This window comes from Micromonospora haikouensis (genome assembly GCF_000876225.1).
Taxonomy (GTDB): Bacteria; Actinomycetota; Actinomycetes; order Mycobacteriales; family Micromonosporaceae; genus Micromonospora; species Micromonospora haikouensis.
Genome location: NZ_JXSX01000002.1, coordinates 127,556 through 144,364 on the forward strand (window position 1 = coordinate 127,556; position 16,809 = coordinate 144,364).

18 protein-coding genes are annotated in these 16,809 nt (G+C 73.7%); 10 read left to right on the top strand and 8 right to left on the bottom strand.

The window, feature by feature from the left end:
• Positions 1-149 precede the first annotated feature (149 nt).
• Positions 150-713, top strand: coding sequence for a hypothetical protein (locus TK50_RS17140; RefSeq protein WP_043966388.1), 564 nt, complete (start codon positions 150-152; stop codon positions 711-713).
• A gap of 9 nt (positions 714-722) precedes the next feature.
• Here TK50_RS17140 and TK50_RS17145 read toward each other — a convergent pair whose 3' ends face one another.
• The 7 genes from TK50_RS17145 to TK50_RS17175 are packed head-to-tail and all read right to left on the bottom strand — an operon-like array spanning position 723 to position 9,205.
• Positions 723-1,322, bottom strand: coding sequence for a hypothetical protein (locus TK50_RS17145; protein ID WP_043964990.1), 600 nt, complete (start codon positions 1,320-1,322; stop codon positions 723-725).
• A gap of 13 nt (positions 1,323-1,335) precedes the next feature.
• Positions 1,336-2,487, bottom strand: a complete 1,152-nt coding sequence (locus tag TK50_RS17150; protein WP_043964992.1) for a M23 family metallopeptidase — start codon at positions 2,485-2,487, stop codon at positions 1,336-1,338.
• Positions 2,484-3,041 (bottom strand): hypothetical protein, encoded by a 558-nt coding sequence (locus tag TK50_RS17155; protein WP_144420317.1) that lies wholly within the window; start codon positions 3,039-3,041, stop codon positions 2,484-2,486. Before TK50_RS17155 ends, TK50_RS17150 begins: the two co-directional genes overlap by 4 nt.
• On the bottom strand, positions 3,038-4,990 hold the full coding sequence (locus TK50_RS17160; RefSeq protein ID WP_043964996.1) for an MFS transporter: 1,953 nt from the start codon (positions 4,988-4,990) through the stop codon (positions 3,038-3,040). Before TK50_RS17160 ends, TK50_RS17155 begins: the two co-directional genes overlap by 4 nt.
• 1 nt (position 4,991) lies before the next feature.
• Positions 4,992-8,468 carry an ATP-binding protein gene (locus TK50_RS17165; protein WP_043964998.1) on the bottom strand — a complete coding sequence of 1,159 codons (3,477 nt, stop codon included), beginning with the start codon at positions 8,466-8,468 and terminating at the stop codon, positions 4,992-4,994.
• A 49-nt stretch (positions 8,469-8,517) separates the two neighbouring features.
• On the bottom strand, positions 8,518-8,880 hold the full coding sequence (locus tag TK50_RS17170) for a hypothetical protein (RefSeq protein ID WP_043965000.1): 363 nt from the start codon (positions 8,878-8,880) through the stop codon (positions 8,518-8,520).
• Between the two features lie 10 nt (positions 8,881-8,890).
• The gene (locus tag TK50_RS17175) at positions 8,891-9,205 is read right to left on the bottom strand and encodes a hypothetical protein (protein WP_043965002.1); all 315 of its coding nucleotides are present in this window, start codon (positions 9,203-9,205) and stop codon (positions 8,891-8,893) included.
• 354 nt (positions 9,206-9,559) lie between these two features.
• Here TK50_RS17175 and folP point away from each other — a divergent pair, with 354 nt between their 5' ends.
• From folP to TK50_RS17210, 7 genes are all read left to right on the top strand, one after another.
• Positions 9,560-10,480, top strand: a complete 921-nt coding sequence (gene folP / locus TK50_RS17180; protein ID WP_043965004.1) for a dihydropteroate synthase — start codon at positions 9,560-9,562, stop codon at positions 10,478-10,480.
• Positions 10,477-10,875 (top strand): dihydroneopterin aldolase, encoded by a 399-nt coding sequence (gene folB, locus TK50_RS17185; protein WP_043965006.1) that lies wholly within the window; start codon positions 10,477-10,479, stop codon positions 10,873-10,875. Before folP ends, folB begins: the two co-directional genes overlap by 4 nt.
• Positions 10,872-11,399 carry a 2-amino-4-hydroxy-6-hydroxymethyldihydropteridine diphosphokinase gene (gene folK, locus TK50_RS17190; protein ID WP_043965008.1) on the top strand — a complete coding sequence of 176 codons (528 nt, stop codon included), beginning with the start codon at positions 10,872-10,874 and terminating at the stop codon, positions 11,397-11,399. Before folB ends, folK begins: the two co-directional genes overlap by 4 nt.
• Before the next feature lie 19 nt (positions 11,400-11,418).
• Complete coding sequence (locus TK50_RS17195; protein WP_043966390.1) at positions 11,419-11,955, top strand: DUF3180 domain-containing protein; 537 nt, start codon at positions 11,419-11,421, stop codon at positions 11,953-11,955.
• A 119-nt stretch (positions 11,956-12,074) separates the two neighbouring features.
• Positions 12,075-13,292, top strand: a complete 1,218-nt coding sequence (locus TK50_RS17200; RefSeq protein WP_043965010.1) for an ABC transporter permease subunit — start codon at positions 12,075-12,077, stop codon at positions 13,290-13,292.
• Between the two features lie 60 nt (positions 13,293-13,352).
• A complete protein-coding gene (locus TK50_RS17205) occupies positions 13,353-13,661 on the top strand; it encodes a hypothetical protein (protein ID WP_043965012.1) in 309 nt (102 codons plus the stop codon).
• A gap of 64 nt (positions 13,662-13,725) precedes the next feature.
• On the top strand, positions 13,726-14,244 hold the full coding sequence (locus TK50_RS17210; protein WP_043965013.1) for a hypothetical protein: 519 nt from the start codon (positions 13,726-13,728) through the stop codon (positions 14,242-14,244).
• A 33-nt stretch (positions 14,245-14,277) separates the two neighbouring features.
• On the opposite strand, the gene TK50_RS17215 is transcribed toward TK50_RS17210, so the two are convergent.
• Positions 14,278-15,291, bottom strand: a complete 1,014-nt coding sequence (locus TK50_RS17215) for an ABC transporter ATP-binding protein (protein WP_043965015.1) — start codon at positions 15,289-15,291, stop codon at positions 14,278-14,280.
• Between the two features lie 2 nt (positions 15,292-15,293).
• On the opposite strand from TK50_RS17215, the gene TK50_RS17220 reads away from it, so the two are divergent.
• Together TK50_RS17220 and TK50_RS17225 are read left to right on the top strand one after the other, a co-directional pair.
• Entirely contained in the window at positions 15,294-15,980 is a 687-nt protein-coding gene (locus TK50_RS17220) for an ABC transporter permease (RefSeq protein WP_043965016.1), read from the top strand.
• Positions 15,956-16,702, top strand: a complete 747-nt coding sequence (locus TK50_RS17225) for an ABC transporter permease (RefSeq protein ID WP_043966392.1) — start codon at positions 15,956-15,958, stop codon at positions 16,700-16,702. The genes TK50_RS17220 and TK50_RS17225 overlap by 25 nt, the downstream gene beginning before the upstream one ends.
• The last annotated feature ends 107 nt before the right edge of the window (positions 16,703-16,809 follow it).

Here is a 16,809-nt window from a genome sequence, read left to right on the forward strand (position 1 = left end):
CCCGTCCTCAGGGATGCGGCACGGCGGGTGCGCCGGAGATGTCCGTGACCGGTCGGATTCTCACCGCTGGGGGTCGTCCTGTCACGATCCGCTGCATCCTGGGCATTGGGTACGAGGCGTCCAGCCGATAGCCTCAAGGGGTGGAATCAGTGCAGCCCCCCGCCGGTTCCCAGGTCTCCCGCGTACCGGCGCAGCGGACCCCGCCGGAGCAGTTGGTGCCCCCGTCGGGGACACCGACGCCGGCACGTCGGCCGGGGCGGGTGCGGACCATCATCACGGTGGTGGCCGGGGTGCTCGGGTTGCTGCTCGTCGGCGGCGGTATCACCGCCTTCGTGCTGTACGACCGCGCGACCAGACCGGATCGCAGCGCCCCGGACGTGGTGGTCGACAACTATCTGCGTGCGTTCCTTGTCGACCGCAACGACATCAAGGCCGACCAGTTCACCTGCTCAGAAAGCCCGCCGGAGCTGGAGGAACTCAGCACACTTCGCGACGATCTGGTCGCCCGTGAGGACCGGTTCTCCACCACGATCTCCGTGAGCTGGGGCAGGCTGGACCTTCAGGAACAGGGGGAGGGGGTGACTGTTCGGGTTGATCTGATCATCTCTGCTTATGTCGACGGGGTCTCACAGAGCGACCGCCAGTCGTGGCAGTTCGATGTCAGAAAGACCGGTGATGAGTGGCGGGTATGTGGCGGCACCGCTGCGGCCTGAACTTCCTCACTACTCGATCCAGAGGAGATGGACCGGCACCTCCAAGGTGGTGGGCGGCTGACCTCGCCAGGCCCAGCGATACCACTCCAGTTCCGGCGTGACCCGAACGCAGATGTCCCCCTCGGCCCCCGAGTAGGTCTCGGTCACCGCGCGGAGGTCCCGCTGCTCACCGGAATCGGCTACGTGCACGACCCGGCGTCCCGTGACAGCGCCGGCCTCGAAGACGGGAGTCGGTGCCCGATGGGTCGGCGCGTCCAGGGAGACCAGGTTGACGCTGGAGACCCCGACCGGCGGGACGCTCGGCCGGTTTCCCAGGGTCTCGACCCACACCCGCTCGACCGGCACCAGCGGGGCAAAGACCTCGACCTGCTCGGACTCCGCGCGGTACCACTCCTGCTCGGGAATGACCGGCACGTACGTCCGGCTGTTCTGCACCACGCGTTCGTCGGCGCGCAGGTCGCCGCGCCAGCCGAGACCGGGCAGCCCGACCAGCACCCGCCGTCCCCGCAGTTCGACCCGTCCGGTCGCGGGCACGATCTCGACCGGCCTGGGTGGCTGGGGTGCCCAGTCAGGCTGGTCGGCGAAGGGGTCGGGAAGTGGCCCGGTCATGCGTACCGGAGTCCTACGCCTTGCCGTTCAGCGGCGCGCCCCGGTCCCGCATGAAGGGCACCGGGTTGACGGCACCACGACTGGACCGGTCCCCGTCGAGGTGCACCTCGAAGTGCAGGTGCGGGCCGGACGAGTTTCCGCTGCTCCCGACCTCACCGATCACCTCACCGGCCTTGACCAGTTGGCCGGGGACAACCCGAGGCTTGACGATCATGTGGCAGTACCGGGTCACGTAGCCGCCGGCGTGCAGCACGTCGACGAACCAGCCACACCCACCCTTGCCCGGATAGCCGTCCACATCGCAGCTCAGTTGGCCGTTGTTGGCAGGGTCGCAGCGGGCGACCAGCACCCGGCCCGTTGCCGCCACGCGGATCAGGGTGCGCTTCGGCGCAGCGATGTCCACCCCGTTGTGCCGGGGGCGACTGGCCGTCCGGAATCCGGAGCCGACGCCCCCCGGAATCGGCGCCGTCCAACCCGAGGCGGCGATCTGGCCGCGGGAGGCGGCATTGCAGATGCTGCGCTGAGCCACCTGCACCGTGCGGGCCGCCCCGCCGGCGAGCGCGTCGACGATCTTGCTGGCCAGTTCCTCGTGCTTTGCGTAGGCGTCGGGGAAGGCGCTCACCTGCACCCGCTGGGCGGCCCTGGTCAGCGAGAGCTGCTCCCATCCCGGGATCTTCACCAGCTTCTCGTAGAACTTGCGTGACGAGTAGGACGGATCCTGCAACTGCTCGGGAGACCCCCAGCCCTGGCTGGGACGCTGCTGGAACAGGCCCACCGAGTCGTGGTCGTTGCGGCTGCCCAGGTGGGGGAGGTTACGTAGGCCGGACTCCTGCATGGCGGTCGCGACGGCGATCACCCACCCGCGGGGCGGGACCTTCATGTCCGAGCCGACCTTGATGATGACCGCGGCGTTGCGGATCTGGCTCTCCCCGTACTGTGCGAAGCGAGGCATCTTGCCGGAGACCTTGACCTGGTGGGACGAGCCGCAGGCGGACTGGGCCTCTGGGGAGAGATCGTCGCTGCCGCCGCTCAGTTCGGTGAGGAAGAACGCCGCGGTCCCTCCGGTGCAACAGAGCAGCGCGAGCGTGGCGGTCAGTGCTACGGCCAGCGCGCCGAGCCGCAGCTTGCGCCGCGGGTTGTTGCTGTCTCCCGTTTGCTCGCTCATGTCCGCTCCCAGTCCACGGCGTCGACCAGCCACTGCCCGTCGGGGGCCACCAGTTCCAGGCGTAGCCGCCCGGTGTCGAGCGGAACCAACACCTCGACGAAGCGTTCCGTCCGCGGGCGGAGGCTCGCTTCGCCGGTCGTTCGTTCCGCCGGAACACCCGCCGGATCGGCGCCCGAGAGCTTTTCGGTGAGCTCCGGGGTGGAGAGCGGGCGCAGGGCCTCGTGCCACTCGTCCGCGCTGTTCCCGCGGCCACCGAGCCACGCGGCGACGAACCGGTCCGCGATCTGCTCGGGGGTCGGTGCGCCGGGGCTGGTCACCGGCGTCGGGGGCGCGGTGCCGCCGAGTACGCCGTCGTCACCATAGGTCGGGTCGACGGTGGTGATCGGCTGCCGGGGCCGATTGCTCAGCCCCGCCGCCGGGTCTCCCGGACCGGACACCAGCCGGGCGGCACCGATGACGCCGAAGACCAGAACCCCGATGGCCAGTGCGATGCCCAAGCGGGACCGCAACACCCGAGTGAAGAGGAACTCCACCGCTCGTCGCATGGCCCTCACCGCGCTTCGGTGCGGATCCGCGGTGCGGAAGGCCGGGGCGTGGCCGGCTCGGCGGTGCCAGGCCGGTAGATGACGAAGGACGGGTTCTCCGCCGGGACGTCCGGCTCGGTCCAGTTCGAAGGCTGACGGCGTCGTGGTCGGGGCGCGGCGGGCCGCGCGGGGCTGCGCCGTTCCGGCACGGTGGCCTCGTCGGGACGTTCGCGTCCGTCGGGTCGCTGCCGCTCCGCGGCGTTCGCGTTGCCGACGGCGGCGTGGCTCGGGTCCTCGTGCCGGGCCTCGGGCCGCAGAGTCGTCCGCTCGACCGTCGCGCCGCGCTTCCGGGCCAGGGCCGGCTCGTTCGTGCCACCAGGCTCGGCCACGTCGAGCCTCGCAGCGGTGCGCATGTCCCGGAAGAACCGGCGGTGCCACGATCCCGCAGAGCTGACGGCCTCGCTGCTGTCCTTGCCGCCGAGCTGGGTGATCCGCCGGTACGGCCGCAGCAGCAGCCAGCCGACCACCCCGCAGAGCCAGACGAGCACCACCTGGAGCCAGCCCGCCAGGGTCGCCGTGCTCATGATCAGATCCACGGCGAAGAGGTAGATGGCGGCCCCGGTGCCGAAGATGGCGATGTTGAACACGGCGGCGACGACGGCGTTGGCCAGCCGGCGCAGCCCGGCGCTCGCCGGGCGCATCAGCCCAATCGTGCCGAGGATCGGCGCCGCGATCACCGCCCACCGGAAGATGAGGAAGCCCAACAGCACCAGCAGCGACGCGGTGAGGTCGAACATCGCGAAGAGCAGCGCGGCGAGCACGGCGATGAAGCCCGAGCCGACCCGGTCCATGTCCCGAAGGCCCTGGAGGTACTCGTACGCCTCCCGATCCTCGTTCTTGATCTGCTCCGCGACCCGGGCCCACTGCTGCTGCTTGGCGGAGATGGTCGTGTCCCGGGTCGCCGGATTGGCCCGGATCTTCTCCGTCTCCTCCCAGGACAACGACTTGGCGTCGTAGAGCGCCGGTCCATACTTCTTGGCGGTCTCGCTGTCTGCCGATCCGAGCACCCCGCGCAGCCAGTTGCGGTAGAGCATGGACTCGGTCGCGGTGTCACTGGCCCGCACGGCAGGAGGGCGCTTGTCGATGCAGGCATCCGGGTTGGGCAGGGCGCACTTTTCAGGCGGGGTGTCCCGGGTCGCTGGCCCGACGGCGTCGTGGACCACGCCGAGGGTGGTGACGAGCGTGCCGTCGGCGATGTTCGCGGACTTCACGGGCCACGCGGCGAGGGCGGTCACCGCCACCATCACCAGCAGGGCCCAGCCGGCGGTGGTCATGGCGTTGCTCATGTCGGACTGGCGGGACCGCCAGAGCAGGTAGAGCCCCACCACGCAGAGCGTGATGATGCCGAAGACGCTGAACACCTTCTGGTAGACGGCCTTGGTGGCCTGCTCCACCAGGGGGTCGGCCCAGGCCCACATCGACCGGGGATCCCAGGCCCGCTCCCGCAGCGCGTTCGAGCCGCCGATGATCGCGGTGGCGATCATGAACTCGCCGTTCGCCACCGTGGTGGTGAACTTGTAGTCCGGATGGATCACCGCGGAGGCGCAACCACCGGGCAGGTCGTAGGTCGGGAAGCTGTAACCGGCGTATCCGTAGTCGCTGTAGAGGCCCTTGGGGCCGGGCAGCTTGGCGGAGTCGGGGCGGGAGGCGAACCAGCCGGCGAGGCCCGAGTCGGGTGCGGAGGGCACCGGGGCGTTGCGGCACTCCACCTGGTCCTTGCTGACCGCGCCCAGCTTGTCGACGCAGGTGCGGAAGTCCGCCTGCCATTCCTGGGTGCTGCACAGGTCAGCCTTGGCCTGCGCGGTCGGCAGGGCGGCGTACGCCGCGTCGCCGCCCACGACCGGCCAGGAGACCGTGGCGCCGGCGAGTACGCCGAGCGCGAGCAGGAACGCTGCTATTCGGGCCCGGCCCCTCGCCATGTCACGCCTCCAGGTCCGCGATGGTCGGCAGTTGGCCCGCTGCCGCGGCGACCGCGGCGGGGGTGGTGTCCAGGTGGTCCAGCAGCCCGTCGACGTACGACACGTCCACCCGGACCTTCTGCACCCGCCCGTCGACGTCGCGCATGACGAACTCGCGGAAGCCGAGCCGGGTGGCGGAGGTGGCGTCCGCTGTGGAGAGGGAGGCCAGTGTCGCCTCGTACCCGTCGTTGACGGGGACGCGGAGCAGCCGCAGCGCCTCGGAGGCGATCTCGGTGTCCTCGGCGATGCGGCCGACGAACACGGTGGAGACGAGGTTCTGCACGTCGAGGCCGAGGATGTCGCGCGGGTTCTGCGAGGCCACCAGCGCGGCGAGGTTCCATTTGCGGGAGTCGCGGGCGAGGCGCACGAGGAACGACCGGCCGGAGCGCCAGCCCTCCATGAAGTGCGCCTCGTCCAGGCCGACCAGCTTCCTGGAGGACATCGACCCGCCGTAGCAGCGCCGCACCGCGAGCCGGTGGGCGGTGTGCAGCATGGGCAGCGCGAGCGCCTCCTCGGCCGACCAGTACTCGCGTTCGATCTTGAGGTCGGGCAGTCGCAGCCCGGCCATGGTGATCACGGTCAGTGCCGCGTCGGCGCCGAGCAGCCCCTCCGGCGGGCGGCCGAAGAAGAGCATGGCCAGCGGCATCTCGGCGGTGTCGAGCAGCAGGTTCGCCAGTTCCTTGCCGGCGTCGTCGTCGAGTTGACCGAGGCAGGCGACCACGTCGTCCAGGGTGGACGTCTCCTCGGCCGGCACCTGCCGGACCGCGTGCCGGAACAGGGTGGCGGTGGACGCCTCCCGGGCCACCTGCGGCGGCACCAGCATCATGCAGATGTCCTGCACCAGCATGCGCCGCTCGGCGCGGGCGTTGGAGACCGCGATCTCGAACTCCCGGTCGCCGGCCGCACCGGCGCTGAACTCGCTGCGCAGCGGCGTCGGGATGAGCGCGTACGGCGCCAGCGTCCCCTGCTCGGACCCGGTGAGGTTGAGCACCCGCGAGTATGGTCGCAGCTCCGGCATGCTGCACAGCCGGGCCAGCGGGCCGGACGGGTCGAGCAGGGTCACCTGCACCCCGCGCCGGGCGGCCAGGTAGCCCAGCGCGCCGAGCAGGGTCGACTTGCCGCCGCCGGGCTCGGCGACGAAGACCGCGAGCCCGGAGCGTTCCCGCACCTCCATCGGGAAGTGCAGGTCGAGGAAGACCGGCCGGCGGCAGGTGCCGGCGGTACGCCCGATCAGGTCGCCCCGCCGGTCGCCGACGGTGGACGCGGCCTGTGGGAGCGCGGCGGCGAGCAGGTTGACCGGCATCCGCCGGACGTAGCCGGTGTTGGCGATCGGCTCGCCGGGGATGAACTCGCGGGCCAGCCAGTCCTGGTTCTTCGGGTGCTGCAACGACACGCGCAGTTCCCGGGAGTAGAGCTGGATCAGCCGGCGGGCCCGCTCCAGGCACTCCTCGCGGGTGCGGCCGCCGACGGCGATGCGGTGCCAGCCGTGGGCCCGGGCGGAGTCGACCGGCAGGCCGGTGGTCATCTCGTCGCCGATGACCAGCGCCCGCTTGGCCAGCCGCTCCAGCTCGGGCGGGGCGTCGATGCCGTGCTCGGCGTAGTCGAGCTGCTGGGAGCGGATCATCCGCAGCCGGTGTTCGAGGTTGCGGAAGGAGTCACCGGAGCCGAGGATGTCGACCCGGGTGGAGATCTCCATCGGCCAGGGCAGCCGCTCGTGGAAGTGCAGCCAGGGCTCGTGCCGCTCGGGGATCTCCAGCGGCTCCATCCGGCCGACGGCGAGCACGGCCACGTGCCGCTCCTCGCCGGTCATCCGGTTGACCAGCTTGACCGTCGACCCGTACGGGGTGCGGTACCGCTCCACCTGCTCGGTGAGGGCGAGCAGGTCGCCGCGTTCCCACCGGCCGTTGGTGACGGGGGAGAGGGCGCCGGGCGGGGCCATGCAGAGCGCCACCGAGCGGTAGAGCAGCCACTCCAGCTCCTGGGCCGTGACCCGCCGGCCGCGCATGCCGAACGCCCCCAGCACCTCGTCGAACTGCTCGACGGTGCGGCCGAGCTTGCGGCGTTCGCCCTCGGCGACGCCGCGGCCGAAGGTGCGCAGGAGCCGTTCGGTGAGCGAGTCGCCGAGGGAGCGTCGGGCGAAGGTCACCCCGAGGTACGTCTGCCCCTCGGCGTGGTTGACGGACAGCAGGTGCCGCTGGGCGGCCACCAGGTGGTCGCCCCAGCCGGTGGTGCCCGGCACGTCCGGCAGCGGGGACGCGGTGTGCGCGTCGATGGTGCGGGCCCACTCGTCGGCCGGGAACGGGCGGGTGGTGCGGCGCAGGTGCAACCGGAAGCCGGCGAGGCCGGCGTACTGCTCCGAGATCGCGGCGAGCAGGGCCTCCCGCTCGGCGTCGGGCCGGAACGCCCAGCGCACCTCGGGCAGCCAGTACCACGCCGTGACGGTGTTGGGGGTGAAGGTCAGGTGGCCGGCGATCTCGGTGATGGCCAGCTCGACCGACGGGTCACGGTCCCCGAACTTGATCTTCGGCGGCTTCACCTGCCGCGCGGGGCGGGCGGGCTTCGCGGGCTTGGCCGGCTTGGCGGGTTTGCCGGCCCGCTCCCGCCGTTCGGCCGTCCGCTGCCGGGGTGCCGTCACCTCGCGGCCGGCCGGGGGCTGCGCCGGCTCCGCCGCCGGGCGTGCCGGTCGGTCCGGCTCCCAGCCCCGGGGCGCTGCCTCGGCGTTGCGCTGCGGGGACGAGACGGAACCGCGCTGCGGGGACGGCGTGGCACCGCGCTGCGGGGCGTGCGCGTCCTCCCGCCGTGCCGACGGCTCGGTGTCCCGCTGCGGGGACCGCTCGGGTTCCCGGCGTGCGGGCGGCTCGGCGTCCTGCCAGCCGTACGTCTCGTCGTCGGGGTCGGTGGGCGGCGCGACCACGACCGGGGGCGGCGGCAGGTCGGGCGCGGGCGCCGGTCGCGCCGCCGGCAGCCGCTCGACGTGCTGCTGGGGGACCCGGGGCCGGCCGTGCGGCGTGGGGGCGGCGGGGGGCCGTTCGGCGGGGGCCGGCGGGATCTCGGCCCGTGCGGGCGGGGCCGCGACGGCCGGCGGCTGGTGCGGGATCGGGGGGTGCTCGCGGGCCGTGGGTCGGGGCGGCGCGGGCAGCGCGGGCCGGGGCACCGGGTGGGCGCCGCCGAAGAGGTCGAGGAACGGCGAGTCGATGTCGGCGCTGTCGGCGACCATCGGCGGGCTCGGCTCGGGGCCGGCCGGCACGGGGCGCCCGGGCGTGGGTCGGGGTGCCTGGAAGACGCCGACGCGGCCGTGGCCGGGGGTGGTGGCCAGGGCGGGGTCGAGGGCGACCTCGTCCAGATCCTCGTCCGGAGGGTAGTCGAACGAGCGCGCACGGTTACCGTGCGTGGCCGCGTGACGTCCTGCCGGGGAACCCGGCGTGGAAGAGCGACTCATGCCACCGCCTCATCCGCGTGCTGCTTCGGCCCGATCGGCGTACGCCCGGTCATGCCAGTTCCTCCCGGATCCTGATCCGGCTCGCCACCAGGCGCGGATCGCGCTGCTCGGCGGCCGACTCCCGGGTGCGCCGCCAGTCGGTCAGCGCGGTGCGGATCACCATGCGCGCGGGCCGGTCGGGGTCGACGTACCGGAAGATGAACGAGGTGCTCACGATGGCGAGCGCGATCTCCCAGGCGGGAAAGAGCTCGACCTGCAACGTGAACAGCCAGTGGATGAACATGTAGAGGGGTACGAGCAGCATGAACACGCCGTACTGGGCGTACGGCAGGTGGACGGGCAGGGTGTAGCCGGGCGGCCCGAGGTAGACCAGGCGGGCCCGGTAGATGTCGTCGTCGGTGCGCAGCCGCATCTGCCCGCGCCTATTCGAAGATCAGGTCGATCAGGTAATCACCGACGAAGAAGAGTGTGGCCGCTCCGGCGATGAAGGCCAGCCCGACGATCGCGATGGCGGAGCTGGTCAGGACCTTGGAGATCTCGCCGCGGCTGGCCCGGCCGATGAAGATGACGCCGAGCACGGCCAGCAGGATCGGCGCGATCTTGCTGGCGAAGAACGTGACGACGCTGTTGGTGTCGATGCCCTTGGGTGCCGGCTCGGCGAGTGGAGTCGACGCCAGGGTGTGGAGCGCGTGGGTGACGCCGGACGACGTCGCCTCCATGAGCTCGATGGCGATCACTGGAACCTCCCCATGTTGCGGCCGGCAAAGCCGCGGCGGTGCGGTAGGCGAGCTTGGCGGGATGGTGCTCACTCTGCGCAGTGTCGGCGACCCTGCGTTCGTCACCCACCACGCGGAGTAGTGAGCTTTGGGGGGATTTTTCCCGCTTCGGCCCTCCCTCCAGGCTTCGCCGTCTCGCTGCTGGGCAATTCCAAAGGGTACGGGCCGCCCCCCTTTGCGACAAGCCGCGAAGAGTCGGCCCGGAACGACCCGGACGACCGATCGTACACTCGTTCTAATTGCCATGTCAGGGGTGTCGCCGGCGGGGCGCACCGGGCTGCCGGAGCCCACCGCCACGACCGGTACCGTGCAGTCGTGACCGATCTGGTACGGACTCGGACCCCGGTGGTGATGGGCGTCCTCAACGTCACGCCCGACTCCTTCTCGGACGGCGGCCGATACGCCGATCTCGACGCCGCCGTCGCACACGGGGTGCGACTGAAGGAGGAGGGCGCGCACCTGGTCGACGTCGGCGGCGAGTCCACCCGTCCGGGGGCCGACCGGGTGGACGCCGCCACCGAGGCAGCCCGGGTGCTGCCGGTGGTCCGGGAGCTCGCCGCCACCGGCGTCGCGGTCAGCATCGACACCAGCCGGGCCCGGGTGGCCGAGGCCGCCCTCGCGGCCGGGGCGGCGGTGGTCAACGACGTGTCCGGCGGGCTGGCCGACCCGGACATGGCCCGGGTGGTCCGCGACGCCGGCTGCCCCTGGGTGCTCATGCACTGGCGCGGGCACTCGCGCGGCATGAGCGCGCTGGCCCACTACACCGACGTGGTGACCGACGTGCGGGCCGAGCTGGCCGAGCGGGTCGACGCGGCCCTGGCCGCCGGGGTGACCGCCGACCGCATCGTCATCGACCCCGGGCTCGGCTTCGCCAAGACCGCCGAGCACAACTGGCAGCTCACCGCCCGCCTGCCCGAGCTGCTGGAGCTCGGGCTCCCGCTGCTGTTCGGGGCGAGCCGCAAGTCGTACCTGGGCCGGCTGCTCGCCGCCGCCGACGGCACCCCCCGGCCGACCGCCGGCCGGGAGACCGCCACCGCCGCGACCAGCCTGCTCGCGGTCGCGGCCGGGGCCTGGGGGGTACGCGTGCACGACGTGCTCGGCACCGTCGACGCCCTGGCGGTCTGGCGGGCCAGCGGCAGTCCGCGCCTCGCGCCCGCCCGCGAGGGTGGGCGGGCGGCCGGCAGGGGCCCGAGGGCGACGGCAGGAGTCGGAAGTCCGACGGAGGGGGAACGGTGACCGACCGGATCACGCTGACGGGCCTGCGGGCGCACGGCCGGCACGGCGTCTACGACTTCGAGCGGGAGCGGGGGCAGGAGTTCGTCGTCGACGCCGTCCTCGAACTCGACCTCGCGCCCGCCGCCCGTTCCGACGAGGTGACCGACACGGTGCACTACGGGGAACTGGCCGACCGGCTGGTCGCGGTGCTGACCGGCGAGCCGGTGAACCTGATCGAGACGCTCGCCGACCGGCTGCTCGCGATCTGCCTGGCCGATGACCGGGTGACGCGCGCGACGGTCACCGTGCACAAGCCGGAGGCGCCCGTGCCGCACGCCTTCACCGACGTCGCCGTCACCATGACCAGGACGCGGACCGACCCCCCACCGGCCGCACCGGACGGGGGTGCGGCGTGACCCGCGCCCTGCTCTCCCTCGGCAGCAACCTCGGCGACCGGGCGGCCCACCTGCGCTCGGCGGTCGACTGCCTCGGCGAGGCGGTGCTGCTGGTCTCGGGCGTCTACGAGACCCCGCCGTGGGGCGACGCGGACCAGCCCGCGTACCTCAACGCGGTGGTGCTGGTCGAGGACCCGGCGGCGGCCCCCCGGGACTGGCTGGCGCGGGCCCGGGCAGCCGAGCGGCGGGCCGGCCGCGAGCGCGACCCGGCGCGCCGCTTCGGCCCCCGCACCCTCGACGTCGACGTCGTCGCCGTCTGGGACGACGCCGGCGAGCCGGTGGTCAGCGACGACCCGGAGCTGACCCTCCCGCACCCCCGGGCCCACCTGCGGGCGTTCGTGCTCCGGCCGTGGATCGACATCCAGCCGTACGGGCGGCTGCCCGGGCACGGCTGGCTGACCGACCTGCTCAACGCCGAACCGGTGGCCGGCGACGCCCTGGAACTGAGCCCCCGACCGGATCTGGCGTTAGAGTCGTCGGCATGAGCCAGTGGAGCCGGCCGGCATGACCCAGGCGCAGTCCCGACCGCCGGGCGGGTCGGATCCCGACCGCTCCAGGATGGGCCCCACCCGGATCTCCACCCTGGTCGTCGCCGGCCTGGCCGCCGCGGCGGTGGCCTGGCTGCTGATCAGCACCCTCTACGGCGGCTTCCCGCGGCTGCCCTGGCTGCCGGTGGTCACGCTGGCCGCGTTGGCGGTGCTGGAGGCGTACGCGGCGGTCAACACCCGCAGCCGGATCGAGCGCCGGCCGGGGCGCGACCCGGTCAATCCGCTGCTGGTGGCCCGGTTCGTGGTGCTGGCGAAGGCGTCCGCCCTGGCCGGGGCGATCTTCGCCGGCTGGTGCGCCGGGCTGACCGGGTGGCTCTTCGTCGAGCCCACCCGGGCCGCCGCAGAGGACCGCCCGGCCGCCGGTGCCGGCCTGCTCGCGGCACTCGCCCTGGTGGCCGCCGCGCTGTGGCTGGAGCGGTCCTGCCGGGTGCCGGAGCGGCCCGAGGACGAGCGTGACGCCGACCGGCGGGAGGGCGGCCCGGGTCAGCGCTGAACACGGGGGGTTACGCCCGGAGCGGCGCGCAGGTACCGTGCCTGGCGACCGGAGAGCAACGGCCGCCCCGGTCCGCCCGGGTCGGACCCTGCGGCCGTGACCTGGGGAGGGCACGCGTCATGGGGCACGAGGATCCGGGCCGGCACAACCCCGTGGAGCCCTCGTCGGGCGTGCCCGCGTCGGTGCTGGAGAACGTCTTCGACGACCCGGCCCACGGCGAGCCGGGCCGCGACCGGGTCGCCGTGCACGTCGTCTGGGAACTGCTGCTGGCCGCGGCCCTCGCCGTACTGACCTGGCTGCTGTGGCAGGCCGAGCCGGCCGCGCTGCGTGACGACGGGCTGCGGTCCCTGCTGGTCGACGTGGTGGCGCTGGGGCTGCTCGTGCTGGCGGCCGGGCTGACCCTGCGGACCTCGGCCGTGAACCTGGCGGTCGGCCCGGTGGCGGTCGCCGCCGCCCTGCACGTCGCCGAGCAGGGCGACCGCGGGGTCGAGGTCGCGCTGGGCCACGCCGTGGCGGTGGCCGCCGTCGGCGGGCTGGCCGTGGGGCTCGCCGTGGTGCTGCTGCACGTGCCCGGCTGGGCGGCGAGCCTGGCCGGCGCGGCCGGCGTGGTGGTCTACATCCAGCAGCGCCCCGCGCCGGTGCTGGTGCAGGGCGGGTACGACCCCCGGGACACCGCGTTCTACCTCTTCGCCGGCTTCGCCGCCGTGGCCGTCCTCGGCGGACTGTTCGGGGCCATCCGCCCGGTGCGCCGCCTGATCGGCCGGTTCCGCCCGGTGGCCGATCCGGCCCGCCGCCGGGGCGGGGTGGCGGCCACCATCGTCGTGTTCGCCTTCGTCCTCTCCACGGTGTTCGCCGCGCTCGCCGGCATCCTGTTCGCCAGCAACGGCGACGGGCCCGTCGTCCCCACCGAGGGGCTGGGCTGGACGACGCTCGCCGTCGGCATCGCGCTGCTCGGCGGCACGAGCGCGTACGGCCGGCGGGGCGCGATCTTCGGCACGCTGCTCGCCGTCAGCCTCGTCGTGGTCCTGCGGGCCTGGCTGGACGCCGAGGGCTGGATCGTGAGCCGGTGGGCGGTCGGCGGGGTGGCCCTCGGCGTCGGGCTGGTGGTCACCCGGCTGGTCGAGACGTACGGGCGGCCCCGGACGGCGGGCGCGGAACCGGAGCCGGTCCCCCGGGGCGACGGCACGATCAGCTCCGGCTGGTCGGTGCCCCGGCCGGCGCCGGTGGGCGACTGGCCCCCGGCCCTGCCCACCCGCACCGACGACACCCCGACCGACCCCTGGGACGCGTCGCGCTGGGACGACCGCCCGCCGCGCTGGGACGCTGGCGACCGCTGACCTGCACGAGTCGGGGGCGGCGGCGCGCCGCCGGTGATCTCGCCGGTTAGGCTCGGCGGCATGACCGAGACACCTTCCACCGGCACCGGCGGGCACACGTTCGACGAGTTGGACGCGCTCTCCACGGACGAGCTGCGGGAGCGGGCGTTCGCGACGGCCCGGGAGCGGCGCGACGTCGGGTTCTTCTGGTCGGTGCTGCGCCACCTGCCGAACGCCGACGAGGCCGCCGCGCTGGACGGCGCGCCGAACTCCGTCGGCCCGACCATCGACGAGGCGGCGGCGCTGTGGCGGGAGCTCACCGGGCACGGCTACGAGGAGTCCGCGCCGCTGCTGCGGGCCAAGTTCATCGACTACCTGATGAAGCACTGACCGGAGCGCGGTCACCGTGGTCCGCAGGTTTGCCCGCCGGGGCGCGCCGGGAACTGGTCGCCTCATGGCCGCCATCAACCGCTCGGGTGTCACCAGCCGGTCGGGCCCCGTCAGCCGGTACGGGACCGCGGCCGGCACCGGCACCCTCGCGGTGCTGCTGCTCGTCGCGGTCTGCGGCAGCCCGCTGTACGTCGGCTGGGCCGAGGACCACACCGACCCCGAGTCTGCCGGCGGCTGGTTCCTGCGGCTGCTGGCCTGGCCGGCGTGGCGGTTCGGCTCCGGCGACTCGGGGCAGGGCGTGCTCGCCACCGACCTGCGCGCCATCCTGCTGGTGGTGCTGGCGGCGGCCCTGCTCTACCTGCTGCCCGCGTCCCAGGTGGCCCGGGTGCAGGGGTCGGTGAGCCAGTTCTTCTCCGGCTGGGGCGCGTACGTGCTGGCCGCCGGCCTGGCCGCGCTGCTGAGCACGCTGCTCGGGCCGGCCCCGTCGCTGCTCGCCGCGCTGCAGGCCGCCGGCACCGGGGCCGGGTACGGCTTCCTCTCCGGCTGGATCATCGGCACGGCGAGCCTCGGCGGCCGGGCCTGACCGCCGCTGCGCAGCCCCGCCGCCCCGCCTGACTCAGGCCGTCTCCCGGCCGGCGCCCAGCGCGCGTTCCCGGGTGAGCACGCCGGCCGGCCCGCCGTCGGCGGTCACCAGCACCCGGTCCGCGCCGGAGGTCAGCATCACCGCGAGCGCGTCGTACGCCGAGGTGCCCAGCGCGACCTGCGGCAGCCCTGCCGGGTCGGCGGGGGCCGGCTCCAGCGCCTCCCGGGTGACCGGGGTGACCGCCAGCGCCCGGATGCCCCGGTCCGCGCCGACGAAGTCCCGGACGAACTCGGAGGCGGGCGCGGCGAGCAGGGCCGCCGGGGTGTCGTACTGCTCCAGCCGGCCGCCCTGGGAGAGCACGGCGATCCGGTCGCCGAGCCGGACGGCCTCGTCGAGGTCGTGGGTGACCAGCACGATGGTCTTGCGCACCTCGGCCTGGAGGCGCAGGAACTCCTCCTGCAGCCGGGTCCGCACGATCGGGTCGACCGCCGAGAACGGCTCGTCCATCAGCAGCACCACCGGGTCGGCGGCGAGCGCGCGGGCCACCCCGACCCGCTGCCGCTGCCCGCCGGAGAGCTCGTGCGGGTAGCGCCGGCCGAACCGGCCCGGGTCGAGCCCCACCAGCTCCAGCAGTTCCTCGCTGCGGCGGCGGATCCGGTCCCGGGGCCAGCCGAGCAGCCGGGGGACGGTGCCGACGTTGGCCACGACCGTCTGGTGGGGGAACAGGCCCACGTTCTGGATGACGTACCCGATGCGGCGGCGCAGCGCGACCGGGTCGACGCGGGTCACGTCCTCGTCGCCGAGCAGGATCCGGCCGGCGGTCGGCTCGATCAGCCGGTTGATCATGCGTAGCACGGTCGACTTGCCGCAGCCGGACGGCCCGATCAGCACCACCAGCTCGCCGGCCGGCACCCGCAGGCTCAGCTCGCGGACCGCCTCGGTGCCGTCCGGGTACCGCTTGCCGATGCCCTCCAGCGCGATGGCCGCCGTGGGGGTTCCGGCCGCCTCGGGTCCGGCGGGGGTCCGGGTGTTCGGGGTAACGTCCACGCATGTCCTTCCGCCTGAGCTACCGGGCCGACCCGGGTAACCCGTGGTTCTCCTGGCAGTACGTGCGGGACAACTCTGACACGATCGTCGCCGCGCTGCGCGACCACGCCTCCCTGACCGCCCGGGCCGTGCTGATCGCCGCCCTGGTGGCCCTGCCGCTCGCGGTGGCGGCCCACTGGTTCCGCCCCCTCGCCGGCCCGATCCTCGCGTTCACCGGGGTGCTCTACACGATCCCGTCGCTGGCCCTGTTCGCGTTCCTCGCGCCCTACCTCGGGATCGGGGCGGTGACGGTGCTCAGCGTGGTGGTGCTGTACGCGCTGCTGGTCATCGTCCGCAACGCCGTCGCCGGGCTGAGCCAGGTGCCGCCCGAGGTCCGCGAGGCGGCGGAGGGGATGGGGTACGGCCGGTGGGGCCGGCTGCTGCGGATCGAGCTGCCGCTGGCGCTGCCCGGCATCCTCACCGGCCTGCGGCTGGCCACCGTGTCGACCGTGGCGCTGGTGACCGTCGGCGTGGTGGTCGGCCGGGGCGGGCTGGGCCAGCTCATCTTCGCCGGCTTCCAGAACAACTTCTACAAGGCCGAGATCATGACCGGCACGCTGCTCTGCGTCCTGCTCGCCCTCGTGCTGGACCTGGTCCTCGCCGGGCTCGGCCGGGCGGTCACCCCCTGGCTGCGCGGGCGGGCCCGGTGAGCAACCCGGTCGGCCAGGCGGTGCTCTGGCTCAACGACCCGCTGAACTGGACCAACCCGGGCGGCATCCTCGACCGGCTCGGCGAACACCTCGGCATGTCGGCCGCGGCCGTGCTGCTCGGCTGCCTGGTGGCCTGGCCGGTCGGGCTGTGGCTCGGGCACACCGGTCGGGGCGGCGGGCTGGTCGTGCTGGTGTCCAACGTCACCTTGGCGATCCCCACCCTGGCCCTGCTGACCATCCTGCCGCTGACCTTCCTCGGGTTCGGCCGGCCCGCCGTGGTGGTCGCGCTGGCCGTGTTCGCGGTGCCGCCGCTGCTGGCCAACGCGTACACGGGGGTGCGGCAGACCGACCCGGAGGCCCGGGACGCGGCGCGCGGGATGGGGCTGTCGGGCGGGCAGGTGCTGCGCCGGGTGGAGCTGCCGCTGGCGGTGCCGTACCTGGCCGCCGGGTTCCGTACGGCGGCGGTGCAGGTGGTGGCGACGGCCGCGCTGGCCTCGTTCGTCAACGGCGGCGGGCTGGGCCAGATCATCCGGGCCGGCTTCGGCCTGGACATCGCCGCCGGTGGCGGGCAGATCATCGCGGGCGGTCTGCTGGTGGCGGGGCTGGCGATGCTGGTCGAGCTGGTGTTGGCCCTGGTCGAGCGGCTGGTCACCCCGCGCCCGCTGCGCCCGGCGCGGCGGCGGGCCAACCGCCGGGCCGCCGACGCCGTCGCCGGGAGCTGACGGCCCGGGTCACGCTCGGGTGACGATCCGGTGACGAACCTCGCCTCGGGTTGTCGGTCCCGGCGGGCAGGATGTTGGGTGGAAGATCGCGGGCGACGACAGGAGAT

Bases quoted from the DNA above. Each gene is read 5' to 3' on its own strand.
- TK50_RS17160 (WP_043964996.1), bottom strand. From the start codon at position 4,990: ATGGCGAGGGGCCGGGCCCGAATAGCAGCGTTCCTGCTCGCGCTCGGC.
- TK50_RS17210 (WP_043965013.1), top strand. From the start codon at position 13,726: ATGGCCGCCATCAACCGCTCGGGTGTCACCAGCCGGTCGGGCCCCGTC.
- TK50_RS17170 (WP_043965000.1), bottom strand. From the start codon at position 8,880: ATGCGGCTGCGCACCGACGACGACATCTACCGGGCCCGCCTGGTCTAC.
- TK50_RS17220 (WP_043965016.1), top strand. From the start codon at position 15,294: ATGTCCTTCCGCCTGAGCTACCGGGCCGACCCGGGTAACCCGTGGTTC.
- TK50_RS17150 (WP_043964992.1), bottom strand. From the start codon at position 2,487: ATGAGCGAGCAAACGGGAGACAGCAACAACCCGCGGCGCAAGCTGCGG.
- TK50_RS17200 (WP_043965010.1), top strand. From the start codon at position 12,075: ATGGGGCACGAGGATCCGGGCCGGCACAACCCCGTGGAGCCCTCGTCG.
- TK50_RS17165 (WP_043964998.1), bottom strand. From the start codon at position 8,468: ATGAGTCGCTCTTCCACGCCGGGTTCCCCGGCAGGACGTCACGCGGCC.
- TK50_RS17205 (WP_043965012.1), top strand. From the start codon at position 13,353: ATGACCGAGACACCTTCCACCGGCACCGGCGGGCACACGTTCGACGAG.
- TK50_RS17145 (WP_043964990.1), bottom strand. From the start codon at position 1,322: ATGACCGGGCCACTTCCCGACCCCTTCGCCGACCAGCCTGACTGGGCA.
- TK50_RS17195 (WP_043966390.1), top strand. From the start codon at position 11,419: ATGACCCAGGCGCAGTCCCGACCGCCGGGCGGGTCGGATCCCGACCGC.